This window comes from Microbacterium sp. LWH10-1.2, from assembly GCF_038397765.1.
In the GTDB taxonomy this organism is placed as follows: domain Bacteria; phylum Actinomycetota; class Actinomycetes; order Actinomycetales; family Microbacteriaceae; genus Microbacterium; species Microbacterium natoriense.
The window spans coordinates 628,057-650,167 of the sequence record NZ_CP151638.1 but is presented as its reverse complement, the minus strand read 5'-3'; the positions used below and the strand labels follow the sequence as shown (position 1 = coordinate 650,167).

General features: G+C 65.9%; 13 protein-coding genes, 1 tRNA gene and 3 rRNA genes. 5 read left to right on the top strand and 12 right to left on the bottom strand.

Going from position 1 to position 22,111, the window contains the following annotated elements:
* Positions 1-14 precede the first annotated feature (14 nt).
* From hutI to hutH, 3 genes are all read right to left on the bottom strand, one after another.
* Positions 15-1,181 (bottom strand): imidazolonepropionase, encoded by a 1,167-nt coding sequence (hutI, locus tag MRBLWH10_RS03055; RefSeq protein ID WP_105672363.1) that lies wholly within the window; start codon positions 1,179-1,181, stop codon positions 15-17.
* Positions 1,182-1,269: 88 nt separating this feature from the next.
* Complete coding sequence (hutU, locus tag MRBLWH10_RS03050; protein WP_341941583.1) at positions 1,270-2,922, bottom strand: urocanate hydratase; 1,653 nt, start codon at positions 2,920-2,922, stop codon at positions 1,270-1,272.
* On the bottom strand, positions 2,919-4,457 hold the full coding sequence (gene hutH / locus MRBLWH10_RS03045) for a histidine ammonia-lyase (RefSeq protein ID WP_341941582.1): 1,539 nt from the start codon (positions 4,455-4,457) through the stop codon (positions 2,919-2,921). Before hutH ends, hutU begins: the two co-directional genes overlap by 4 nt.
* 52 nt (positions 4,458-4,509) lie before the next feature.
* Between hutH and MRBLWH10_RS03040 the strand changes: the two genes are divergently transcribed.
* The 5 genes from MRBLWH10_RS03040 to MRBLWH10_RS03020 all read left to right on the top strand — a co-directional run bounded on the left by MRBLWH10_RS03040 (position 4,510) and on the right by MRBLWH10_RS03020 (position 8,716).
* Positions 4,510-5,289 (top strand): IclR family transcriptional regulator, encoded by a 780-nt coding sequence (locus MRBLWH10_RS03040; RefSeq protein ID WP_223586084.1) that lies wholly within the window; start codon positions 4,510-4,512, stop codon positions 5,287-5,289.
* 70 nt (positions 5,290-5,359) lie between these two features.
* Positions 5,360-6,550, top strand: coding sequence for an OmpA family protein (locus MRBLWH10_RS03035; RefSeq protein WP_341941581.1), 1,191 nt, complete (start codon positions 5,360-5,362; stop codon positions 6,548-6,550).
* Between the two features lie 20 nt (positions 6,551-6,570).
* Complete coding sequence (locus MRBLWH10_RS03030) at positions 6,571-7,080, top strand: hypothetical protein (protein WP_341941580.1); 510 nt, start codon at positions 6,571-6,573, stop codon at positions 7,078-7,080.
* A gap of 2 nt (positions 7,081-7,082) precedes the next feature.
* On the top strand, positions 7,083-7,790 hold the full coding sequence (locus MRBLWH10_RS03025) for a response regulator transcription factor (protein WP_105672369.1): 708 nt from the start codon (positions 7,083-7,085) through the stop codon (positions 7,788-7,790).
* A complete protein-coding gene (locus MRBLWH10_RS03020) occupies positions 7,787-8,716 on the top strand; it encodes a HAMP domain-containing sensor histidine kinase (RefSeq protein ID WP_341941579.1) in 930 nt (309 codons plus the stop codon). The genes MRBLWH10_RS03025 and MRBLWH10_RS03020 overlap by 4 nt, the downstream gene beginning before the upstream one ends.
* Positions 8,717-8,890: 174 nt before the next feature.
* On the opposite strand, the gene rrf is transcribed toward MRBLWH10_RS03020, so the two are convergent.
* From rrf to MRBLWH10_RS02975, 9 genes are all read right to left on the bottom strand, one after another.
* Positions 8,891-9,007: ribosomal RNA gene (gene rrf, locus MRBLWH10_RS03015) — 5S ribosomal RNA — on the bottom strand.
* Between the two features lie 119 nt (positions 9,008-9,126).
* Positions 9,127-12,230, bottom strand: a 23S ribosomal RNA gene (locus tag MRBLWH10_RS03010).
* Between the two features lie 416 nt (positions 12,231-12,646).
* Positions 12,647-14,169, bottom strand: a 16S ribosomal RNA gene (locus tag MRBLWH10_RS03005).
* Together the 16S, 23S and 5S rRNA genes form the textbook arrangement of a ribosomal RNA operon.
* A gap of 631 nt (positions 14,170-14,800) precedes the next feature.
* The gene (locus MRBLWH10_RS03000; protein ID WP_341941578.1) at positions 14,801-16,195 is read right to left on the bottom strand and encodes a HupE/UreJ family protein; all 1,395 of its coding nucleotides are present in this window, start codon (positions 16,193-16,195) and stop codon (positions 14,801-14,803) included.
* A complete protein-coding gene (locus tag MRBLWH10_RS02995) occupies positions 16,192-19,317 on the bottom strand; it encodes a LamG-like jellyroll fold domain-containing protein (RefSeq protein ID WP_341941577.1) in 3,126 nt (1,041 codons plus the stop codon). The genes MRBLWH10_RS03000 and MRBLWH10_RS02995 overlap by 4 nt, the downstream gene beginning before the upstream one ends.
* Before the next feature lie 151 nt (positions 19,318-19,468).
* On the bottom strand, positions 19,469-20,182 hold the full coding sequence (locus MRBLWH10_RS02990) for a GntR family transcriptional regulator (protein ID WP_341941576.1): 714 nt from the start codon (positions 20,180-20,182) through the stop codon (positions 19,469-19,471).
* 240 nt (positions 20,183-20,422) lie between these two features.
* Positions 20,423-20,495 (bottom strand) — tRNA-Ala (locus MRBLWH10_RS02985).
* A gap of 50 nt (positions 20,496-20,545) precedes the next feature.
* Positions 20,546-21,397: a hypothetical protein gene (locus tag MRBLWH10_RS02980; protein WP_341941575.1), complete on the bottom strand. Its 852-nt coding sequence runs from the start codon at positions 21,395-21,397 to the stop codon at positions 20,546-20,548.
* Between the two features lie 73 nt (positions 21,398-21,470).
* Entirely contained in the window at positions 21,471-22,100 is a 630-nt protein-coding gene (locus tag MRBLWH10_RS02975) for a GNAT family protein (RefSeq protein ID WP_341941574.1), read from the bottom strand.
* Positions 22,101-22,111: the final 11 nt, after the last annotated feature.

The window sequence follows — 22,111 nt, the reverse complement described above, 5'->3', positions numbered from 1 at the left end:
ACGGGGTCGTCCACTCAGGCGACGACGACCCCGTCCTTCCACACCTGGTCCACGAGCGGCACGCCGGGACGGTACGCCAGGTGGATGCGCGTGGGGGCCTTCAGCAGCACGAGATCCGCACGATACCCGGGGGCGATGACGCCGACGTCGTCGCGGCGCAGCGCCGCCGCGCCTCCGGCGGTGGCAGCCCAGACCGCCTCGGCCGGCGTCATCCCCATGTCGCGGACGGCGACGGCGATGCAGAACGGCATGGAGCTCGTGAAGCTCGACCCGGGGTTGGTGTCGCACGCGAGCGCCACCGTCACGCCCGCGTCGATGAGACGCCGGGCGTCGGGATAGGGCTGGCGCGTGGAGAACTCCACGCCGGGCAGCAGCGTCAGCACCGTGTCGGACCCTGCGAGCGCCTCGACGTCGGCATCCGTCAGGTAGGTGCCGTGGTCGATGGATGCCGCGCCCAGCTCGACGGCGAGGCGCACACCGTCGCCGGGGCCGAGCTGGCTCGCATGCACGCGCGGCGCGAGTCCGCGGGCGATGCCCGCTTCGAGGACCCGGCGGGACTGCTCCACCGAGAACGCACCGGTCTCGCAGAACACGTCGATCCACTTCGCGTGGGGAGCGCAGGCGTCGAGCATGGGCCCCGTGACGAGGTCGACGTACTCGTCGCCGCGGTCCGCGTACTCGGCGGGCACCACGTGCGCGCCGAGGAACGTGACCTCCGGCGTCACCTCCGCGGCGAGGCGAACGAGCCGCTCCTCGTCGACGACGCTCAGGCCGTAGCCGCTCTTGATCTCGACGGTCGTCGTTCCCTGAGCGCGCAGCTCCTCGATGAAGCCGCGCAGACGCGCACGCAGCTCATCGTCCGTCGCGGCCCTGGTCGCGGCCACCGTGGAGCGGATGCCTCCCGCCGCGTACTTCTGCCCGGCCATCCGCGCCTCGAACTCGACGGCGCGATCGCCGCCGAACACGAGGTGGCTGTGGCTGTCGACGAATCCGGGGATGACCGCGGCGCCGCCGGCGTCATCCGTCTCGTCGGCCTGAGGGGCATCGGCCGCAGCGCCGACCCAGACGATCCGCCCGTCGTCGATGAGGACGGCGGCGTCGTGCAGGGTTCCGGTCGGGTCGCCGTCGGCCGAGCGGACGTTGGTCGTCAGCTCGCCGATGTTCGTGATCAGCACGGTCATCCGGGGTCTCCCTTCCGTGAGAGGTCAGAGAGCGTCGCCTGCCGGGGTCCGGGGCGACGTCCTCTGACCTCTCATGAGGTTGTCACAGTCAGAGCATCGGGACCTTGAGGCCGCGCTCACGGGCGACCTCGCGGGCGTGCTCGTAGCCGGCGTCGACGTGGCGCATGACGCCGGTGCCGGGGTCGTTCGTCAGCACGCGCTCGAGCTTGTCGGCGGCGAGCGCTGAGCCGTCGGCCACGGTGACCTGACCGGCGTGGATGGAGCGGCCGATGCCGACGCCCCCGCCGTGGTGCAGCGACACCCAGGAGGCGCCCGATGCCGTGTTCAGCAGCGCGTTCAACAGGGGCCAGTCGGCGATCGCGTCGGAGCCGTCCTTCATGGCCTCGGTCTCGCGGTACGGGGAGGCGACGGAGCCCGAATCGAGGTGGTCGCGGCCGATCACGATCGGAGCCGACAGCTCGCCCGACGCGACCATCTCGTTGAACCTGAGTCCGGCGAGGTGGCGCTCCTTGTAGCCCAGCCAGCAGATGCGGGCGGGAAGACCCTCGAAGTGGACCTTCTCGCCGGCCTTCTCCAGCCAGCGGTGCAGAGCGGCATCCTCGGGGAACAGCTCGGCGATCGCACGGTCGGTCTTGCGGATGTCCTCGGGGTCGCCGGAGAGCGCAGCCCAGCGGAACGGGCCGCGGCCCTCCTCGAACTGCGGGCGGATGTACGCCGGCACGAAGCCGGGGAACTCGAACGCCCTGTCGAAGCCACCCAGCTGGGCCTCCGCGCGGATCGAGTTGCCGTAGTCGAACACCGCGGCCCCCGCATCTTTGAAAGCCACCATGGCCTCGACGTGCGCCGCCATGGCGAGACGGGAGCGACGCGTGAACTCCTCGGGGTCGCGCTCGGCCTCGGCCTTCCAGTCCTCGACCGAGATGCCGATCGGCAGGTAGGCGAGCGGGTCGTGTGCGCTGGTCTGGTCGGTGACGATGTCGATCGGGACGCCGCGGCGGAACAGCTCGGGGAAGACCTCGGCGGCGTTGCCGACGATGCCCACGGACAGCGCCTCGCCGGCCTCCTTGGCGGCCACCGCCCGAGCGGTGGCCTCATCGAGATCGGTGTAGTAGACGTCGAGGTAGCCGTGGTCGACGCGACGGGCCAGACGGGTCTCGTCGACGTCGACGATGAGCACGGCGCCGTCGTTCATCGTGACGGCGAGCGGCTGCGCGCCGCCCATCCCGCCGGCGCCGCCGGTGAGCGACAGGGTGCCCTTGAGCGATTCCCGTCCGAGCGACCGAGCGACGGCGGCGAAGGTCTCGTAGGTGCCCTGCAGGATGCCCTGCGAACCGATGTAGATCCACGACCCGGCCGTCATCTGCCCGTACATCATGAGACCGAGCTGCTCGAGACGGCGGAACTCGGGCCAGTTCGCCCAGTCGCCGACGAGGTTGGAGTTCGCGATGAGAACGCGAGGAGCCCACTCGTGCGTGCGGAACACGCCGACCGGCTTGCCCGACTGCACCAGCAGGGTCTCATCGGGCTCGAGCTCGTCGAGCGTGCGGACGATCGCGTCGTACGCCTCCCAGTTGCGAGCGGCCTTGCCGGTGCCGCCGTAGACCACGAGGTCCTCGGGGTGCTCGGCGACCTCGGGGTCGAGGTTGTTCATCAGCATCCGCTTGGCGGCCTCGGCGCCCCAGCTCTTGGCGGTGCGCTCGTTGCCGCGCGGCGCCCGGATGTTCGTGTGGGTGGTGCTCATTTCGCGTGCTCCTTTGCGATGCGTGCGATGGCGCCGGACTGCACGAGGGCGGTCACGGCCTCCATCTCGGGAGAGAGGAAGCGGTCGGGGCCGGGTCCGGCGGCGACCGTGCGGACGAGGTCGCGGACGGCGGCGGTGGCCGCTCCGGCCTGGAGGGGCGCGCGCAGGTCGAGGGCGCGCGCGCCGGTGAGGATCTCGATGGCGAGGACGCGACCGAGGCCGTCGATCGCACGGCGCAGCTTGCGTCCGGCTGCCCAGCCCATCGACACGTGGTCCTCCTGCATGGCCGACGACGGGATGGAGTCGACGGATGCCGGGACGGCGAGGCGCTTGAGCTCGGACACGATGCCGGCCGCCGCGTACTGCGCGATCATGAGACCGGAGTCGACGCCGACCTCGTCGGCGAGGAACGGCGGGAGGCCGTGGTTGCGCGCGGGGTCGAGGGCGCGGTCGGTGCGGCGCTCGGAGACGGAGGCCACATCGGCGACCGAGATGGCGAGGAAGTCGAGGACCGCCGCGACCGGGGCGCCGTGGAAGTTGCCGTTCGACTCGATGCGTCCGTCGAGCGTGATCACGGGGTTGTCGATGACGCTGGCGAGCTCGCGGTCGGCGATGGTCGCCGCGTAACCTGCGGTGTCGCGCGCGGTGCCGTGCACCTGCGGCGTGCAGCGCAGCGAGTAGGCGTCCTGCACACGGCCGTCCTCCGGGCCCTTGTGGCTGTGCACCATCGGGGAGTCGCCGAGGAACGCGCGCAGGTTCGCGGCGGAGGTTCCCTGACCGACCTGCGGACGCAGCGCCATGAGGTCGGCGGCGAACACGGCGTCGGTGCCGAGCTGCGACTCGATCGACATCGCGGCCGCGATGTCGGCGGTGATCAGGAGCTCCTCCAGGTCATGCAGTGCGAGCACCAGGGTGCCGAGCATGCCGTCGGTGCCGTTGATGAGGGCGAGGCCCTCCTTCTCGACGAGGGTGAGCGGCTCGATCCCCGCAGCGGCGAGCGCCTCGGATGCCGGGAGCAGCGTGCCTGCGGCGTCGCGGACGTCTCCCTCGCCCATGGTGGCGAGCGCGATGTGCGCGAGCGGAGCGAGGTCGCCGGAGCAGCCGAGCGAGCCGTACTCGCGCACGATCGGGGTGATCCCCGCGTTGAGGAGTGCCGCGTAGGTCTCGACGACGACCGGTCGCACGCCGGTGCGCCCCGAGGCGAGCGTCTGCAGGCGCAGCAGCTGAAGGCCGCGCGTGACCTCGCGCTCGATCTCCGCGCCGGTGCCGGCGGCGTGCGAGCGGATCAGGCTGGCCTGCAGCTGCAGGCGGCGCTCGGGGGCGATGAACGTCGTCGCGAGCGCGCCGAAGCCGGTGGAGACCCCGTAGTGCGGGTTCGGGTCCGCGGCGAGGCCGTCGATCACGGTGCGGGTCTCGGCGACGCGGGCGAGAGCCTCGGGGGCGATGACGACGGGGGCGCCGTGTCGGGCGACGGCGACGACGTCGGCGTGGCGCAGGGGCTCGACGCCGACGAGAACGGGGGACTGATCACTCATACGTCGATTCCACACCGTCGCGGTCGCGCGCGGCACCGGTTCATGCCATCCTTTGTCTGTGATACCAGACATATCGGATGCCGCCTCCGCCCAGGTGCCGGCGGCGGAGAACACGCTCCGCATCCTGCGCTACCTCGCCGGACGACCGGCGCCGGTCGCGGCATCCGCCATCGCCAGGGAGCTCGCACTCCCCCGGTCGACCGTGTACCACCTGCTGACGACGCTCGCCGCGCACGGCTTCGTCCTCCATCTCCGCGAGGAGCGGCGCTGGGGTCTCGGCACCTCGGCGTTCGAGCTCGCCGGCGGCTACGCACGGCAGCAGCCCCTCGCCCGTCTCGGGCGTCCGCTCGTGGCCTCCCTCTCCGATCGCCTCGGCGAGAGCACGCACCTCGCCGTGATGAGCGGCGGAGACGTGCTCTACATCGTCGAGGAGCGCGCTCCGCGACGGCCCGCGCTGATCACCGACGTCGGCGTGCGGCTCCCCGCGCACCTGACGGCGTCGGGGCGCGCCATGCTCGCCTCCCTCCCCCGTGAGCAGGTGCGCGCGCTCTACCCGAGTGCCTCCTCGTTCCCCGACCGCACCGGCCTCGGCCCCCGCAGGCCGGGTGAGCTCCGCGAGCTCCTGCGCGAGGTGCGCGCCCGCGGATACGCCACGGAAGACAGCGAGGTCGCCGACGGGCTGCGCAGCGTGGGCGTCGCGGTGCGCGATCACGCCGGATGGCCGATCGCCGCCGTGGCCGTCACCTGGGCGGACGGCGACCTCGACGAGAGCGCTCTGGCGGATGCCGTGCGCGACACCGCGGCGACGCTGGAGTCCCGCCTGAAGCGCTGAGTATCGGAATGTCGCAGACCTGCGACACGATGGCGACAGTCCCGCCACACCCACTGGCTACTGTCGAAGCATGACCTCCTCGACCAGCACCATCCGTCGCCGCGGCCTCGTTCTCGGCCTGGCCGCGACCCTCCTCGTCACCGGCTGCGCAGCCGAGCCGGCCTCCGGCGGGAAGAAGCCGCCCGCGTCGTCCACTCCATCGGCCTCCGCTCCCCGCACCTCCGTGGTGCCGGGGTACGACGTGGGACAGTTCCCGGCCGTGCCGCTGTTCGTGCTCCCCGATCTGGCGCTGCTCGACACCTCGGCATCCGCCTTCACGATCGAGGTGAACGACGCGCTCTCCGACATCCCCGGCGTCACGGCCACCCCGGCGCACTGCGATGCGTCGGGCGGCGTGGTGTCCGGCAACGGCACGTCGTTCCTCTACGGCGACGGCTCCGGCACGTTCACCGGCGCTGACGGAACCGTGCAGAACTTCGGCGACGGGTCCGGCAACTCCACGATCAACGGCGTCACGATCCAGAACTTCGGAGACGGCTCGGGCAACTACTCGGACGGCACCGTCACGATCCAGAACTTCGGCGACGGCTCAGGCAATTACTCCGACGCGACGAAGACGGTGCAGATCTTCGGAGACGGGTCGGGCAACTACTCCGACGGCGCCGTGACGATCCAGAACTTCGGAGACGGCTCCGGCAACTTCTCCGACGGGACCGTCACGATCCAGAACTTCGGAGACGGCTCAGGCAACTACTCCGACGGCAGGATCAGCATTCAGAACTTCGGAGACGGCACCGCGCTCGTCGACGGCGAGACGGTCGACGCCGACAAGCTCCCTCCCGTGCCGAAGCTCGGCTCCTTCCCTCCCCTGGGCGCACTCGCCCCGATCGAATCCTGCGGCACGACGCTCACGTTCGACGATGGCGTCCTGTTCGACTTCGATCGGAGCGACATCCGCCCGGACGCGGCCGCCACCCTGGATGCCGTCGCCGAGGTGTTCGGCTCACTGTCCGTCGCCCAGGCACAGGTCTCGGGCCACACGGATGCGATCGGCTCGGACGACGCCAACCAGAAGCTCTCCGAGGACCGAGCTCAGTCCGTCGTCGCGGGGCTGGAGAAGCGTGGCGTGACGGCCTCGCTCACTGCGGAGGGCTTCGGCGAGTCCCGCCCCGTCGCTCCCAATGAAGTGGACGGAGCAGACAACCCCGCCGGTCGGCAGCTCAACCGTCGGGTGGAGATCTTCATCCCGGCGACGTTCTGAAAAGACGAGAGGATAGAACCATGCGAGCACCGCGTCTGATGCCCCTCCTCCCCCTCGCCCTTCTCGCGGCGGGGTTGACCGGATGCACAGTGGGGATCGTCGATCCGTCCGAACCCTCGCAGAAGGCCCCCACGCAGGAGCAGACGTCGCAGGCTCCGGATGCCGAGAAGGAGACGCCGGAGGCCGAGACGCCCGCGACCTCCGGGCTGAGCACCGACGGGCAGGAGGAACGCGATCGGCTCATCGCCACGGCCACCACCACGATGCCGTGCCCTGACGGTCCGCTGACCGCCGACGGCGCGATCGTTCGGGTCGAGGGCGCATGCCCCGAGCTCGTGATCGAGATCGACGCGGGCGTCGTGATCGCCGACGACGTCGACGAGCTCACACTCGAGGGCAGCGGGACCATCGTGTACGCCGAGAACCTCGGCGTCGTCACGGTCACCGGCAGCGCGAGCTCGATCTTCTGGTCGGGCGCCACCCCGACGGTGCACGACAGCGGCTCGTCCAACACGCTGCGAAAGGGCTGAGCATGGACGCGCCGGACCGCCCGCGGATCCTCATCGTTGACGACGACGAGGCGATCACGGGGGCGCTCGGTGCGTTCCTCGGGCGCAGCGGATTCGACGTGCGCATCGCGGAGGACGGACGCGCAGGCCTCCTCGAGGTCGAGCGCGACGCCCCTGACCTCGTCGTGTGCGATGTGCTCATGCCCCATGTCGACGGGCGCGAGTTCGTGCGCCGCGTACGTGCGCGCCAGCTCTGGCTGCCGATCATCCTGCTCACCCAGGTGGGCGAATCGTGGGAGCGCAGTGCCGCGCTCGACGAAGGCGCCGACGACTATCTGAACAAGCCCTTCGATCCTCACGAGCTGATCTCCAGGATCCGCGCCGTGCTGCGCCGTACCGAGCAGGGCGCCGGCTCGCTCCGTTCCGCGCCGCGACTGCGCGCCCTCGACCTGACGCTCGACCGTACGGCGCGCAGGGTATGGCGCGGTGATGCAGAGCTGACGCTCACGCCCAAGGCGCTGACGCTGCTCGAGTACCTCATGCTCCACCCGCAGGAGGTCCACACGCGCGAGCGCCTCCTCTCCACCCTCTGGGGCTTCGACTTCGCCACGTCGAGCAGAGCCGTCGATCACCGGATCGCCGAGCTCCGACGGGTTCTGGGAGACGGGCGCTTCATCGAGACCGCGCAGAGCATGGGCTATCAGTTCGTCCCGAAGGTCGTGGCCGGATGAACCGCCGCGGCGACGTCGCCCTGGGCATCGCGACCGCCGTGCCGGTGACGCTGTGCACGCTCGCGGCCGGCGGGATGCTGGTGGCCGGAGACGAGCGACTCCTGACGATGAGCACGACCCTTCCTGCCGCGACCTTTGCAGCGGGGCTCGTCCTGTCCGCGGTCCCGCTCACCGTGCTGGTGGCGCGCAACCGCGCCCGGCGCCGCGACGTCCGAAACGACGCGCGCGCGAGGGATGCGGCGGATGCGGCAGCCCTCCACGAGCGCGCGACCCACCAGCGCTTCCTCGCCCGGCTCGATCATGAGCTGAAGAATCCGATCACTGCGATCCGTGCGACCGCCGTCGCGGCTCAGGACGGCTCGCAGACCGACGCGTGGCGCACGATCGACGCCCAGGCCGCGAAGCTCAGCACTCTCGTCCGCGATCTGCGGAAGCTCGCCGAACTGGAGACGCGGCCGCTCGACAGGGAGCGGGTCGACCTTGAGCAGCTGCTGAACGAATCCGTCACCGCGCTCGCGCAGCAGAACCCGACGGCCGGCGCCAGGGTCGTCCTCGCCGTCACCAGGGTCCCGTGGGCGGTCCCGCCGCTCTCCGTCGACGTCGATCTCCTCTCCGTCGCGCTGGACAACGTGCTGGGCAACGCCGCGAAGTACTCCGAGTCCGGCCCCATCGAGGTGCGTCTGCGTGAACAGGACGGCTGGGCGGTCATCGAGGTGGCGGATGCCGGTCGCGGCATCCCCTCCGCCGATCTGTCCACGGTGTTCGACGAACTGGCACGTGCCCAGAACGCACGCGATGTGAGCGGCTCAGGCATCGGTCTCACGCTCGTGGCGACGGTGATGCGTCGTCACGGCGGCGACGTGTCGATCCGTTCGGCAGAAGGCGCCGGCAGCGTGCTGACGCTTCGCCTGCCGATCGCCCGCTGACAGCTCGAGCCGCACACACTGCGTCGACACTGAAGATCCGTTAACGCAGAAGAGCCACCCGGTGACGGGTGGCTCTTCTCACTGAGCGTGCGACGTACTGCGCACACGATCTGTTTTGTTCGTGTATATGCAAAATGGCCACCCAGCGATGGGTGGCCATTTTGACTAAAAGGAGTCCGGCGGTGTCCTACTCTCCCACAGGGTCCCCCCTGCAGTACCATCGGCGCTGTGAGGCTTAGCTTCCGGGTTCGGAATGTAACCGGGCGTTTCCCTCACGCTATGGCCGCCGAAACACTATTGATGTTTCAATCAGTACACAACATGTGCACGAAAAAGTTCGTGTGTGTTGTGTGGTTCTCGACCGTACATCGAGAACCACTCAGTGGACGCGTAGCACCTACAAACGGTGTGTTATCAAGTCATCGGCTTATTAGTACCAGTCAGCTGCATGCATTACTGCACTTCCACATCTGGCCTATCAACCCAGTAGTCTGGCTGGGAGCCTCTCACCCGAAGGTATGGAAGTCTCATCTTGAGGCCGGCTTCCCGCTTAGATGCTTTCAGCGGTTATCCATCCCGAACGTAGCTAATCAGCGGTGCTCCTGGCGGAACAACTGACACACCAGAGGTTCGTCCAACCCGGTCCTCTCGTACTAGGGTCAGATCCTCTCAAACTTCCTACGCGCGCAGCGGATAGGGACCGAACTGTCTCACGACGTTCTAAACCCAGCTCGCGTACCGCTTTAATGGGCGAACAGCCCAACCCTTGGGACCTACTCCAGCCCCAGGATGCGACGAGCCGACATCGAGGTGCCAAACCATGCCGTCGATATGGACTCTTGGGCAAGATCAGCCTGTTATCCCCGAGGTACCTTTTATCCGTTGAGCGACAGCGCTTCCACAAGCCACTGCCGGATCACTAGTCCCGACTTTCGTCCCTGCTCGACCTGTCAGTCTCACAGTCAAGCTCCCTTGTGCACTTACACTCGACACCTGATTGCCAACCAGGTTGAGGGAACCTTTGGGCGCCTCCGTTACTTTTTGGGAGGCAACCGCCCCAGTTAAACTACCCACCAGGCACTGTCCCTGAACCGGATTACGGTTCGAAGTTAGATATCCAGAGTGACCAGAGTGGTATTTCAACAATGACTCCACAAGAACTAGCGTCCCTGCTTCACAGTCTCCCACCTATCCTACACAAGCCACACCGAACACCAATACCAAGCTGTAGTAAAGGTCACGGGGTCTTTCCGTCCTGCTGCGCGTAACGAGCATCTTTACTCGTAATGCAATTTCGCCGAGTTCGCGGTTGAGACAGTTGGGAAGTCGTTACGCCATTCGTGCAGGTCGGAACTTACCCGACAAGGAATTTCGCTACCTTAGGATGGTTATAGTTACCACCGCCGTTTACTGGGGCTTAAATTCTCAGCTTCGCCTTGCGGCTAACCGGTCCTCTTAACCTTCCAGCACCGGGCAGGCGTCAGTCCGTATACATCGTCTTGCGACTTGGCACGGACCTGTGTTTTTAGTAAACAGTCGCTACCCACTAGTCTCTGCGGCCACCACACCCTTTTCGGAGTAAATCCGTATAAGTGGATGGCCCCCCTTCTCCCGAAGTTACGGGGGCATTTTGCCGAGTTCCTTAACCACGATTCTCTCGATCTCCTTGGTATTCTCTACCTGACCACCTGAGTCGGTTTGGGGTACGGGCAGCTAGAACCTCGCGTCGATGCTTTTCTTGGCAGCATAGGATCATCCACTTTTTATCCGCATCGTGTCTCAGCCTATGTGAGAGACGGATTTGCCTATCTCTCGGCCTACGCACTTGCACCAGGACAACCATCGCCTGGCTTGGACTACCTTCCTGCGTCACACCTGTTAATACGCTAACCGCACCAGCATGGGGTCGTACGCTAGGCCCCACGGCGGATCCCGAAGGATCCAATGTGAGGATTCAGATACTTAGCACTACTGGATTAGTTTGGGCGGTTCTTCGCCGGTACGGGAATATCAACCCGTTGTCCATCGACTACGCCTGTCGGCCTCGCCTTAGGTCCCGACTTACCCAGGGAAGATTAGCTTGACCCTGGAACCCTTGGTCTTTCGGAGGACGTGTTTCTCACACGTCTTTCGCTACTCATGCCTGCATTCTCACTCGTGTAGCCTCCACGGCTGGTTTACACCGCCGCTTCGCTGGCCACACGACGCTCTCCTACCCATCAACACGGCTGGACCACGAAGGCCTACCAATAATGTCAATGCCACAACTTCGGTGGCGTGCTTGAGCCCCGTTACATTGTCGGCGCGGAATCACTTGACCAGTGAGCTATTACGCACTCTTTCAAGGGTGGCTGCTTCTAAGCCAACCTCCTGGTTGTCACAGCAACTCCACATCCTTTCCCACTTAGCACGCGCTTTGGGACCTTAGTTGGTGGTCTGGGTTGTTTCCCTCTCGACTATGAAGCTTATCCCCCACAGTCTCACTGCTGCGCTCTCACTTACCGGCATTCGGAGTTTGGCTGACGTCAGTAACCTTGTAGGGCCCATCGGCCATCCAGTAGCTCTACCTCCGGCAAGAAACACGCAACGCTGCACCTAAATGCATTTCGGAGAGAACCAGCTATCACGAAGTTTGATTGGCCTTTCACCCCTATCCACAGCTCATCCCCTCAGTTTTCAACCTAAGTGGGTTCGGTCCTCCACGACGTCTTACCGTCGCTTCAACCTGGCCATGGATAGATCACTTCGCTTCGGGTCTAGGACATGCGACTGAATCGCCCTATTCAGACTCGCTTTCGCTACGGCTACCCCACACGGGTTAACCTCGCCACATATCGCTAACTCGCAGGCTCATTCTTCAAAAGGCACGCTGTCACACCTACCAGGGGTGCTCCAACGGTTTGTAAGCAAACGGTTTCAGGTACTATTTCACTCCCCTCCCGGGGTACTTTTCACCTTTCCCTCACGGTACTTGTCCGCTATCGGTCATCTGGGAGTATTTAGGCTTATCAGGTGGTCCTGACAGATTCACACGGGATTTCACGGGCCCCGTGCTACTTGGGATACTCTTCGCGCCACGGTTGGCATTTCGACTACGGGGTTGGCACCCTCTATGACCGGCCTTTCAAGACCGTTCGTCTATACCATCGTGTAACGCCGCCACCTCGGCAGAGATGACTGAAAAGTCCCACAACCCCCAACGTGCAACGCCTGCCGGCTATCACACACGCTAGGTTTAGCCTGTTCCGGTTTCGCTCGCCACTACTAACGGAATCGCGGTTGCTTTCTCTTCCTGTGGGTACTGAGATGTTTCACTTCCCCACGTTCCCTCTACCCGCCCTATATATTCAGGCGGGAGTCACTAGGTCGGCACGCCGCCCAGCGGGGTTTCCCCATTCGGACACCCTCGGATCAAAACTTGCTTATCAGTTCCCCGAGGCTTATCGCAGATTGCTACGTCCTTCTTCGGCTCCAGATGCCAAGGCATCCACCGTTTGCTCTTAAAGACTTGAAATCACATGAGTTTGAATCAAAACTCGACCCCACCCGAAGGCGGGATCAGAAATTGACTAATGATCTTTAAGATCATCTATCGCAACAACCCGAAGGCTGTTGCAAGATGCTCGCGTCCACTGTGTAGTTCTCAAAGTACGGGCGGTACCCCTCACCACTTCCCACCAGGGGAAACAACAAGAGGCCCAGAGGTACAGACACGCAACCCCGAAAGGCCACGACGTCCGGTCCCTCAGGACCCAACAGCGTGCAGACACCGACCCCTCCCCCCAGAACTTTCCCACCGCAAGCGGCGTACTCATTCCGAGAAAAGATCTCGATGCCATGTCAAATGTTCCACCCATGAGCTCCCAGCGAAGAACGTATGCCTTCGATCTGGGTTCTGGACACCTACAAGAGGTGTCAGATGCTCCTTAGAAAGGAGGTGATCCAGCCGCACCTTCCGGTACGGCTACCTTGTTACGACTTAGTCCTAATTACCGATCCCACCTTCGACGGCTCCCTCCACAAGGGTTAGGCCACCGGCTTCAGGTGTTACCGACTTTCATGACTTGACGGGCGGTGTGTACAAGACCCGGGAACGTATTCACCGCAGCGTTGCTGATCTGCGATTACTAGCGACTCCGACTTCATGAGGTCGAGTTGCAGACCTCAATCCGAACTGGGACCGGCTTTTTGGGATTCGCTCCACCTCGCGGTATTGCAGCCCTTTGTACCGGCCATTGTAGCATGCGTGAAGCCCAAGACATAAGGGGCATGATGATTTGACGTCATCCCCACCTTCCTCCGAGTTGACCCCGGCAGTATCCCATGAGTTCCCACCATTACGTGCTGGCAACATAGAACGAGGGTTGCGCTCGTTGCGGGACTTAACCCAACATCTCACGACACGAGCTGACGACAACCATGCACCACCTGTTTACGAGTGTCCAAAGAGTTGACCATTTCTGGCCCGTTCTCGTATATGTCAAGCCTTGGTAAGGTTCTTCGCGTTGCATCGAATTAATCCGCATGCTCCGCCGCTTGTGCGGGTCCCCGTCAATTCCTTTGAGTTTTAGCCTTGCGGCCGTACTCCCCAGGCGGGGAACTTAATGCGTTAGCTGCGTCACGGAATCCGTGGAATGGACCCCACAACTAGTTCCCAACGTTTACGGGGTGGACTACCAGGGTATCTAAGCCTGTTTGCTCCCCACCCTTTCGCTCCTCAGCGTCAGTTACGGCCCAGAGATCTGCCTTCGCCATCGGTGTTCCTCCTGATATCTGCGCATTCCACCGCTACACCAGGAATTCCAATCTCCCCTACCGCACTCTAGTCTGCCCGTACCCACTGCAGGCCCGAGGTTGAGCCTCGGGATTTCACAGCAGACGCGACAAACCGCCTACGAGCTCTTTACGCCCAATAATTCCGGATAACGCTTGCGCCCTACGTATTACCGCGGCTGCTGGCACGTAGTTAGCCGGCGCTTTTTCTGCAGGTACCGTCACTTTCGCTTCTTCCCTGCTAAAAGAGGTTTACAACCCGAAGGCCGTCATCCCTCACGCGGCGTTGCTGCATCAGGCTTCCGCCCATTGTGCAATATTCCCCACTGCTGCCTCCCGTAGGAGTCTGGGCCGTGTCTCAGTCCCAGTGTGGCCGGTCACCCTCTCAGGCCGGCTACCCGTCGACGCCTTGGTGAGCCATTACCTCACCAACAAGCTGATAGGCCGCGAGCCCATCCCCAACCAAAAAATCTTTCCAACAAGTAACCATGCGATTCTTGTTCGTATCCAGTATTAGACGCCGTTTCCAGCGCTTATCCCAGAGTCAGGGGCAGGTTGCTCACGTGTTACTCACCCGTTCGCCACTGATCCACAGAGCAAGCTCTGCTTCACCGTTCGACTTGCATGTGTTAAGCACGCCGCCAGCGTTCATCCTGAGCCAGGATCAAACTCTCCGTAAAAAAGAAATGCATACCCCACCGGGAAAACGGTGACGCAGCGAGTTTGATGCTGACCAAAGAGACAAATTCATTGCTGACTTCATCCGAATGCCAACCCCCCAAAAGAAGGGCTGGTCTTTGATCCAAAGGAATCTCACCTAGCCGAAGCTAGATCGAGGTTATTTGGCATTTGACAAGTGCACGCTGTTGAGTTCTCAAGGATCGGACGCTCCCCCGACCCAGTCATCACAACCAGGCCCGAAGGGCAACTTCTCAATCTTACCGGAGCAATTCAGGCTGTCAAATCGACACGCCGGAAGCTCGGGAGCTGATGTTATTGCCAGGCGCTTACCGCGCCGAGGCAACTCGACTAGCTTACCCGATTCCGTTTCGCTGTCAAATCGACGCGATCCGGAATCCGGAGCCCCACATCAGACAGAAGTATGTCTGCGATCTTCTCCGAGGAGCTGATCGTGTGGGGGTGGTTCTCCGCTTGAGGGGGGTAAGGCTCTCGGCCTCTCCGCTTCCCTGTGGGGCGAACAAGTAATAACTTACGTGGATCCCGGGCCTCCGGCAAATCAGGGCGGTCCGCCGGGCGTGTCGCGCGCTGACGCCGCGGTGCTCCCCGATGGCGCGAGGAGCACCGCGGCGCTCACCCCGCCCCGATGATGCGCTCCACGAACCAGAAGAGACCCATCACCCCGACGACTCCTGCCACCCACAGGCCCACCGACGGCACGCGTCTGCGCAGCAGCACGAAGACCGGGAACACCACGGCGATCACCAGGAGCTGGGCCATCTCGATGCCGAGGTTGAACACCAGCAGTGCTCCGAGCAGCGACCACGAGAACGGTTGGTCGATGCCGAGGGCGCCGGCAAAGCCCACGCCGTGCATGAGGCCGAACGAGAACACGATCGCGAGTCTGACGAGGTCGTCTCGGCCGATGCCGCTTGCGCGCTGGACAGGTACACCCTGCGTCGCGACCGCCTCGGCCGTCGCCCTCTCCTTGAGCGCGACACCCGTTCTCGCTCCCCCGCTGCGCGCGGGCTCCGTGGCAACGGATCCGGTCGCAGGCATGCTGTGCATGGCACCCGCACCTCTCTCCCGTCCGGTCTTCCTGGCTGAGCGCACCCCACGCAGTTCCCAGAACGCGACGACCGCGATCGAGAGAGCGATCGCCGGCTCGACGAGCCACGACGGAACACTCACCACTCCCAGCGCGGCGAGGATGAATGTCACCGAGTGCGCGACCGTGAACGCGGTCGCCGCGAGGACGATGTCACGAAGGCGGCGTGATCCGACGATCAGGGCGAGGAGGAAAAGCAGGTGATCGGGCCCCAGCAGCAGATGTTCGGCACCGAGCACCAGGAACTCCCCCATCCGGGAGCCCCAATCCGTGGTCGTGCTCATGGTCGGATGCGTGTCGGTGTCGAGGTTGGCGACTCCCGACCCGGAGCGCACGTCGTAGTCGACGATCGTCGTCGTCATCCCGCCCGGCGCCGTGCCGGGGAACAGGCGCGTCGTGATCTCATACGCGACAGGCATCGCGGGCACGCGATCCGAGCAGTCGGCCTCGATGACGATGCGCGCGTGGGGCACGCCGTCACGGCTCACGATCTCGTACGGCGACGTCACCGCACTGGGACAGGCCACTGCCGTCGATCCACCGACGGGTGCGATCGAGAAGCGCGGGAGGACGTAACCGTCGACTGTCTCCGAGTGCCGGTCCAGAATCGCCGTCGTGAGCTTGTCGGGGTCGCGGCCCGACTCCTGCACGTCGGCGAATGCCTCTTCTTCGAACGCCGCATCATCCATAGCCCGCGCACCGTCGGTGGCGAGGAGGACGTACTCGACGTCCAGTACCGTGCGCACCACGCCGCGCTCCGGCTCGGTCACGGACGCGTAGACGGTCGCGGAGTAGCTGTGCGCCGCGGCCGGAGCCGCCGCCAGCATGACGCTGACGGCGACTCCGGCGAGCGCGATCATCCCCGCGAAGAGACCGCGGACACGCGGCCGTTCGCGTCGATGTCCGCGGAACCCGCTCATCCGTGGATCCTCGAGACTGCGCGGCGTCGGATCAGAACCGCCCCCGCGGCGAGCAGCAGCCCCGCGATGCCGATGGCGAGCGTCGGCAACGCCTCGCCCGTCGCGGCCAGCGCACCGTCTCCTCCCGATGCGCCGTTCGCACCCGCGGATCCCGTGCCTCCGCCGGGGTTCGGGCTCCCCGTGCCCGGATCGACGCCGCCGCCCGGCTGCTCGGGATCCGTGCCGCCATCGGGAGCCGCGACGGCCGTGACCGTGAAGGTCTGCTGGTTCTGACGCGCCGCGGCATCGGTCGCGACGTACTTCAGCGTGTAGGCGCCGGGGAGCGCCGGAGTGAAGGCGTAGCCGCCGCCCGGCAGCGCCGCCGCCGCGAGAATGCCTGCGGCCGGAGCCGCGCGTTCGACCTGGACCGGCGACCCATCGGGCCCGGTGACCTCGAGTGTCGAGTTCACGCGACCCGAGTTGTCGACCGCGACCGCCGGAGGAGCTGCGTAGACGCGTCCCACCACGGCGTCCGGGTCGGGCTCCGGAGCGACGCGAACCAGCGGCGGCATCGTGTCGAGCGCTGTCAGCTCGCGCGTGGCGATCCGGTACACGTCCTTGTCGGCGAGCGGCGCGCTGTACAACTCCACGCCTGCGACGCGTCCGTTCATCGTCGCATCGTTCAGGGAACCCGAGCCGTTCGCGTCTCCGCCGATCACCATGTAACGCGCGGACGGAGTCGACGGCTTCACGGCGAAGGAGACATCCTGCGTCTCGATCTTCTTCGCGCCGTTCACGTAGAGACGCGCATCGTGGCCGTCGTACCAGGCGGTCACGTGATACCACTGACCGTACTTCAGTTCGACCGTCGGACGAGGGGTCGCGTACCAGAACTCCAAACGGTATGTGCTCTCACCCGTGCCGACGGCCTCGAGGCCGATGCCTCCGCTCTGCATCCCGCCGAAGACGTCGACATACCCGCCGGCGATGGAGTCGATGCGGAAGGTCGCGTCGAGGGTGAACCCGTCCTGCAGCAGGTCGTATTCGGCATCCGACCAGAGCGGTGTGCGCACGGCGGACTCCGCCCCCTCGGAGCCGATGGCGACCTCCGACCCGAACTCCGCATCCGCCTCGATGGTGAGCGCCGAGCCCACGCTGAGCGGCCGGGCCGCCGGGGAGGAATCGGTGGCGACACCACCCGCGAAGCCGACGTCGAGCAGATCCGCCGACGGGATGGGAGCCTTCAGATCGTCATAGGTCAGCGAGCTGGGATCGAAGGGCACGTCCCCACCTGATCCTGCCGGAGTGGTGAACCGAGCGGTGAGCGCGGCACCCTGCTTGCCCCACGCGTTGATCGGGGTCACACGCACCTCGTACTCGCGCTGGGGGTCGAGGTTCCACACCTCGTGACGACGATCGGCCGGCATGGGCAGGTTGTAGAAGCCCGACCACTGGAGGAACGAGTTCACCTCCTCGCCCGTCAGCACGTCCACCGTCGCGTAGCGGTACTTGTGGACGATGTCGCCGACCGTATTCGGTGCCGGAACCGCCTGCGGGAACGAGACCATCGCCTTCGTCGCGGCGATGTCTGCGACGTTCAACGCTGCGCCGGCGGGCCAGACAGGTCCGCTGGACTCGCTCGCGCGGCGGGTGTTGTTGAACGGGAAGCGTTCGTCGTAGCTCTTCGCCGTATCCACGGAGTCGGCCACGTCCCAGGTCCACGTCTGATCGATCCACTGGTCGGACAGCAGGTCGTAGTTCTTGATCGTCACCACCGTTCCGGTGATCTCCACGATCGCAGTCTGACGATTGTCTCCGGCGTCATCGGGCGTGCTGTCGTTTCCTCGGCTGGTCGGGCTCGAGTTGATGACGCCGGACTCGAACTCGTAGTAGGCGAGCGGCGGCGCGTTCACGGTCGTGAATCCCTTGTCGGACTTGGCGCCGGCGCGATTCTCCTGGCCCTGCCAGATCGACGTGGGGATGTTCTGCGGAGTGTGGATGTGGCCGCCCCACACGACGGCCTGCGGGAAGTCGTCGAAGACCGACTGGAGGCTGTCGCCGCATCCGCTCGACAGCCCCGTGCCGTACCACTCGTTGGACACGTAGTGCGTGCACTGCAGCGGGTGGTGCACCAGGACCATCACAGGCTTCGAGGGGTCCTCCGCGGTGTCTGCGGCGAGCCGCTGGCGGAGCCATGACTGGGCGTAGGCGTAGTTGCCGCTGTTTGCGGCGGAGGGCTTGCCCGTGACGGGATCGAGCGTCCCGCTGCCGGGCGAGACGGTGATGACGTGGTAGCCGTTGACGGTGTAGTCGGCGTTGGGCTTCTGTCCGCCGGTCGCCTGGGAGAACAGGTCGTACGAGGCGATGCCCGAGACGTCATGGTTTCCGAGAGAGGCGATGGCGGGGATGCCGAGGGATGCCTTGGAGTCGATGGTCTGCTTGAGCCCGTCGAACTCCGCCGGGGTGGCGCTGTTGGTGAGGTCTCCCACGAACAGGGCCGAGTCGACCCCCTCCTGCCCCCAGAAGTCGTAGGCCTCGGACAGCTCACCCCAGTTGTCGTGGATGTCGCCGATCGCCGCGAAGCGCACGTCGGGCTCTCCTGCGGCAGATGCGCGGGCGGATTCCGCATCGGGCGCAGCCGACGCCGCTGTCTCGGGATCTCCCGCCACCGACACCGTCCGGGTCTCGGAGCTGACGCCTCCCGACGCATCGGTCACGGTGTAGGACACGTCGTAGTCCCCCGGCGTCGACGGCTCGAACCGATAGCCGCCGGTCTGCTGTGCCATGAGCATCGTCACCACGCCGGTGGGATCGACGACGCTCACCACGACCTCCAGAGCCGATCCGTCCGCGTCGACGGCCGCGGCGGTCGGGAGCGTCACGGCCGCACCCACGCGGCCGGACGTCGGAGCCTCGCCGTCGAGTCGGATGATCGCGGACACGTCATCCGCGGGGCGCGGAGTCTCCTGCCCGTCGATCGTCGATGCGACGCGGGACGACACGGCCGCCACGGGCGAGGCACTCGCGGCGAGGGGGAAGGTGGTCGCCGCCACGCACGCCGCGAGCGCGATGGCGGTCACGGGCACGACAGCACGTGCACGGCGGCGGGGAAGGTCGGGAACGGGGGGCCTGTAGCGAGACACGGGGATCCTCACAGAGACGAGAAGCGAATCGGACAGCGCCCAATCGACTCTCTGAAGGTGACATCCCGGTGAACGGGGCGCGAAGCGACGATGTCGACGTCCCCGTCGGAGGGGAATCCAGCGGCCCGGTGCGCACAGCGGGCGCCGACCGTCAGTCTCCGCCGGGCAGGGCGGCAGAGCCGAACGCCTGCGCCTCGAACGAGATCGTGTAGGGCGCGTATCGGTCTTCGGCGCACTCCACGGGCCTGCCGTTGGCAGCGAAGGTCTCGCGGCGCACCTGAAGCACGGGACTCGATCTCCGCACGCCGAGGAGAGAGGCATCCATCGTCGCGGCAGGAACCGCCTCGATGCGGTGGTTCCCGGACGAGACCACGATTCCCGCGTCGGCGAGCACGGCGGTCGTGGAGACGACGTCGTCCTCGACCTCGGCCATCGCTGCGACCACCCACGGCGCCCAGGTCGACCGTTCGACCATCACCGCGCGCCCGTCGAGCGTGCGCACGCGGACGAAGCACAGCACCTGCGCCTCCGTGCCGATGGAGAGCAGCCTCGCCTCCCGCGGTGTCGGATGCCGGAGCGTCCTCTCGACGATCCTTCCGCCGGGGACGCGTCCACGGCTGTACGCCCACTGTGTGAACGACCGCATCCTGTCGAATCCCTGCGTCTGACCGGGCTGCACGTACCAGCCCGCACCCCGCCTCGACTCGACGAGTCCCTGTCGCGCCAGCGTCGCGAGAGCCGTGCGCACGGTGCGACGGGAGACGCCGTGAGCGGATGCCAGCTCCATCTCGCTCGGCAGCACGCCGCCGACAGGATACTCGCCCGTGAGTATCCGCTCACGCAGGCGCAGAAGCACAGTGCTCATCGCGAGGTCAGGGCGGCGCCCTGCCGTCGCTCGGTCCGTCTCGACGACACGATTCACCTTATCGCCGTCAGGCGGAGGGACCTTCGCACTCCGTCGTCGGTCGAGCTCAAAGATTCCGCCTCGGTGGACCTCGGAGGTTCCGCCGCCGGTGCTGCGCTCCGGCTCCTCCCCGAATCACTCAGCCGTACAGACGAAGGAAGCCCCCTCCGGGCTGCGCTCGGAGGGGGCTTCCTTCATCTGTGGACCTAAGGGGATTCGAACCCCTGACCTCCTCGATGCGAACGAGGCGCGCTACCAACTGCGCCATAGGCCCTTGACGTCATCTACGTTATCACGCTGAAGGAGACGTCTGCGCCGACCGGGTCACCCTGCCGCACGGCGGGCGAGCAGGTCACGAACGTGCGCTTCGATCTCCGCATCATCCACGAAGCCCATCCTCGTGTACGGCGAGGAGGCCGCCGGCATCTGCACCGGCGCCGTGGACGCAGCCATCTGCTCTGCGCGATCACGGAGCTCGGCCATGCGCGCGGCCTTGCGCAGTTCCTCCTGCGCATCGATCTGCGCCAGAGCGACCTGTGCGCGCGAGCCCGCCCTCGAGACGAGAGGCTCGGGAAGCGGACGCGGAGTCCACGTGGCCGGACCCTGATCGTGAATCGGAGGTGCCGTGCGCGGTGCTGCCGGCTCAGCGATCGGCGCCGCCGACCGTCGCGACGCACGAGCGGCCACGGAAGACATGCGCTGGAGCATCACGCTCGCGACAACGACGAGAGCGCCGCCGCCCCACAACAGCCCCGACGCCTGCACGGCGATGAGCTGCCACACGCCGAACGCCGCTGCGGTGAGACCGATGAGCAGAGCCGAGGTCGCGATGAGGCGCAGCCTGCGGCGGGCGCGCGCTTGCCGGACCACCGGGTCGGCCTTCGTCGCCGCGAGCTGCTCGCGCAAGAGCACGAGTTCGGCGGACTCCTTCTCCGACTGCACCCTCTTGGCGAGCTTCTGCTGGGCGAGCGCGGTCCGAGCCGTCAGCTCGAGATGCACCTCACCCGGGGTCTCACTCGTCTCGGCGAGGACGCGCAGGGCCTGATTGAGGCGGACGGCGTTGCGCTCAGCCGCGTTGTACTGGAAGCGACCGCGCCACGAAGGCAGCAGATAGAGCATCCACAGGAGCACAGCGACGAGGACGATCACTCCCCCGCTCAGCACCGGCCCATCCATAGCCACAACGGTACGGGGAACAGGGCGGCGCGCCTCGCACCGCGCGGGCGCGTGTCGCGATCGGATCGCCTATTCAGATGGCGAAGCGGTCGGCGGGAGGGATGGTGGCAGCATCCGGCGGCACCTGGCCGTTGATCCACCGAGCCAGTACCCCCTGGGGCACGTCCTCCTTGGTCAGCGCGAACGCATAGTGGTCGCGCCAGTCCCCGTCGATGTGGATGAAGCGCCGCCGCAGCCCCTCGTATCGGAACCCGAGCTTCTGCACGACCCTCAGGCTCGCCGCGTTCTCGGGACGGATGCAGATCTCCATGCGGTGCAGGCCGTACTCGACGAAGCACGCGTCGGTCACGAGCGCAACGGCCGTCGGCGTGATGTTCCTGCCCGCGAACCTCTCGCTCACCCAGTACCCGATGGTCGCCGAGCACAGCGAGCCGCGCGCGACGCCCCATACGTTGAGCTGTCCGGCGATCTCGCCGTCGTACTCCATGACGAAGGGATATCCCGCCCCGTCCCGATACTGCTGGAGAAGACGCCGGATGCTCAGCCGCATGTCGAAAGAGACGGATCCGTACGGGACGGTGGCCTCCCACGGCTGGAGCCAGGAGCGGTTGGCCAGCAGCTCATGCTGCAGGGCGCGCGCGTCGCGCGTGCGGACCAGCCTCAGCTCGATCGGCCCGTGCCGCATCCCCGTCGACAGATCCATCCGCGCACTCC

Excerpts from the sequence above, each read along its gene's own strand:
- MRBLWH10_RS03000 (WP_341941578.1), bottom strand. The coding sequence starts at position 16,195 with ATGAGCGGGTTCCGCGGACATCGACGCGAACGGCCGCGTGTCCGCGGT.
- MRBLWH10_RS03025 (WP_105672369.1), top strand. The coding sequence starts at position 7,083 with ATGGACGCGCCGGACCGCCCGCGGATCCTCATCGTTGACGACGACGAG.
- hutI (WP_105672363.1), bottom strand. The coding sequence starts at position 1,181 with ATGACCGTGCTGATCACGAACATCGGCGAGCTGACGACCAACGTCCGC.
- hutU (WP_341941583.1), bottom strand. The coding sequence starts at position 2,922 with ATGAGCACCACCCACACGAACATCCGGGCGCCGCGCGGCAACGAGCGC.
- hutH (WP_341941582.1), bottom strand. The coding sequence starts at position 4,457 with ATGAGTGATCAGTCCCCCGTTCTCGTCGGCGTCGAGCCCCTGCGCCAC.
- MRBLWH10_RS03030 (WP_341941580.1), top strand. The coding sequence starts at position 6,571 with ATGCGAGCACCGCGTCTGATGCCCCTCCTCCCCCTCGCCCTTCTCGCG.
- MRBLWH10_RS03020 (WP_341941579.1), top strand. The coding sequence starts at position 7,787 with ATGAACCGCCGCGGCGACGTCGCCCTGGGCATCGCGACCGCCGTGCCG.
- MRBLWH10_RS02980 (WP_341941575.1), bottom strand. The coding sequence starts at position 21,397 with ATGGATGGGCCGGTGCTGAGCGGGGGAGTGATCGTCCTCGTCGCTGTG.
- MRBLWH10_RS02975 (WP_341941574.1), bottom strand. The coding sequence starts at position 22,100 with ATGGATCTGTCGACGGGGATGCGGCACGGGCCGATCGAGCTGAGGCTG.
- MRBLWH10_RS03035 (WP_341941581.1), top strand. The coding sequence starts at position 5,360 with ATGACCTCCTCGACCAGCACCATCCGTCGCCGCGGCCTCGTTCTCGGC.
- MRBLWH10_RS02990 (WP_341941576.1), bottom strand. The coding sequence starts at position 20,182 with ATGAGCACTGTGCTTCTGCGCCTGCGTGAGCGGATACTCACGGGCGAG.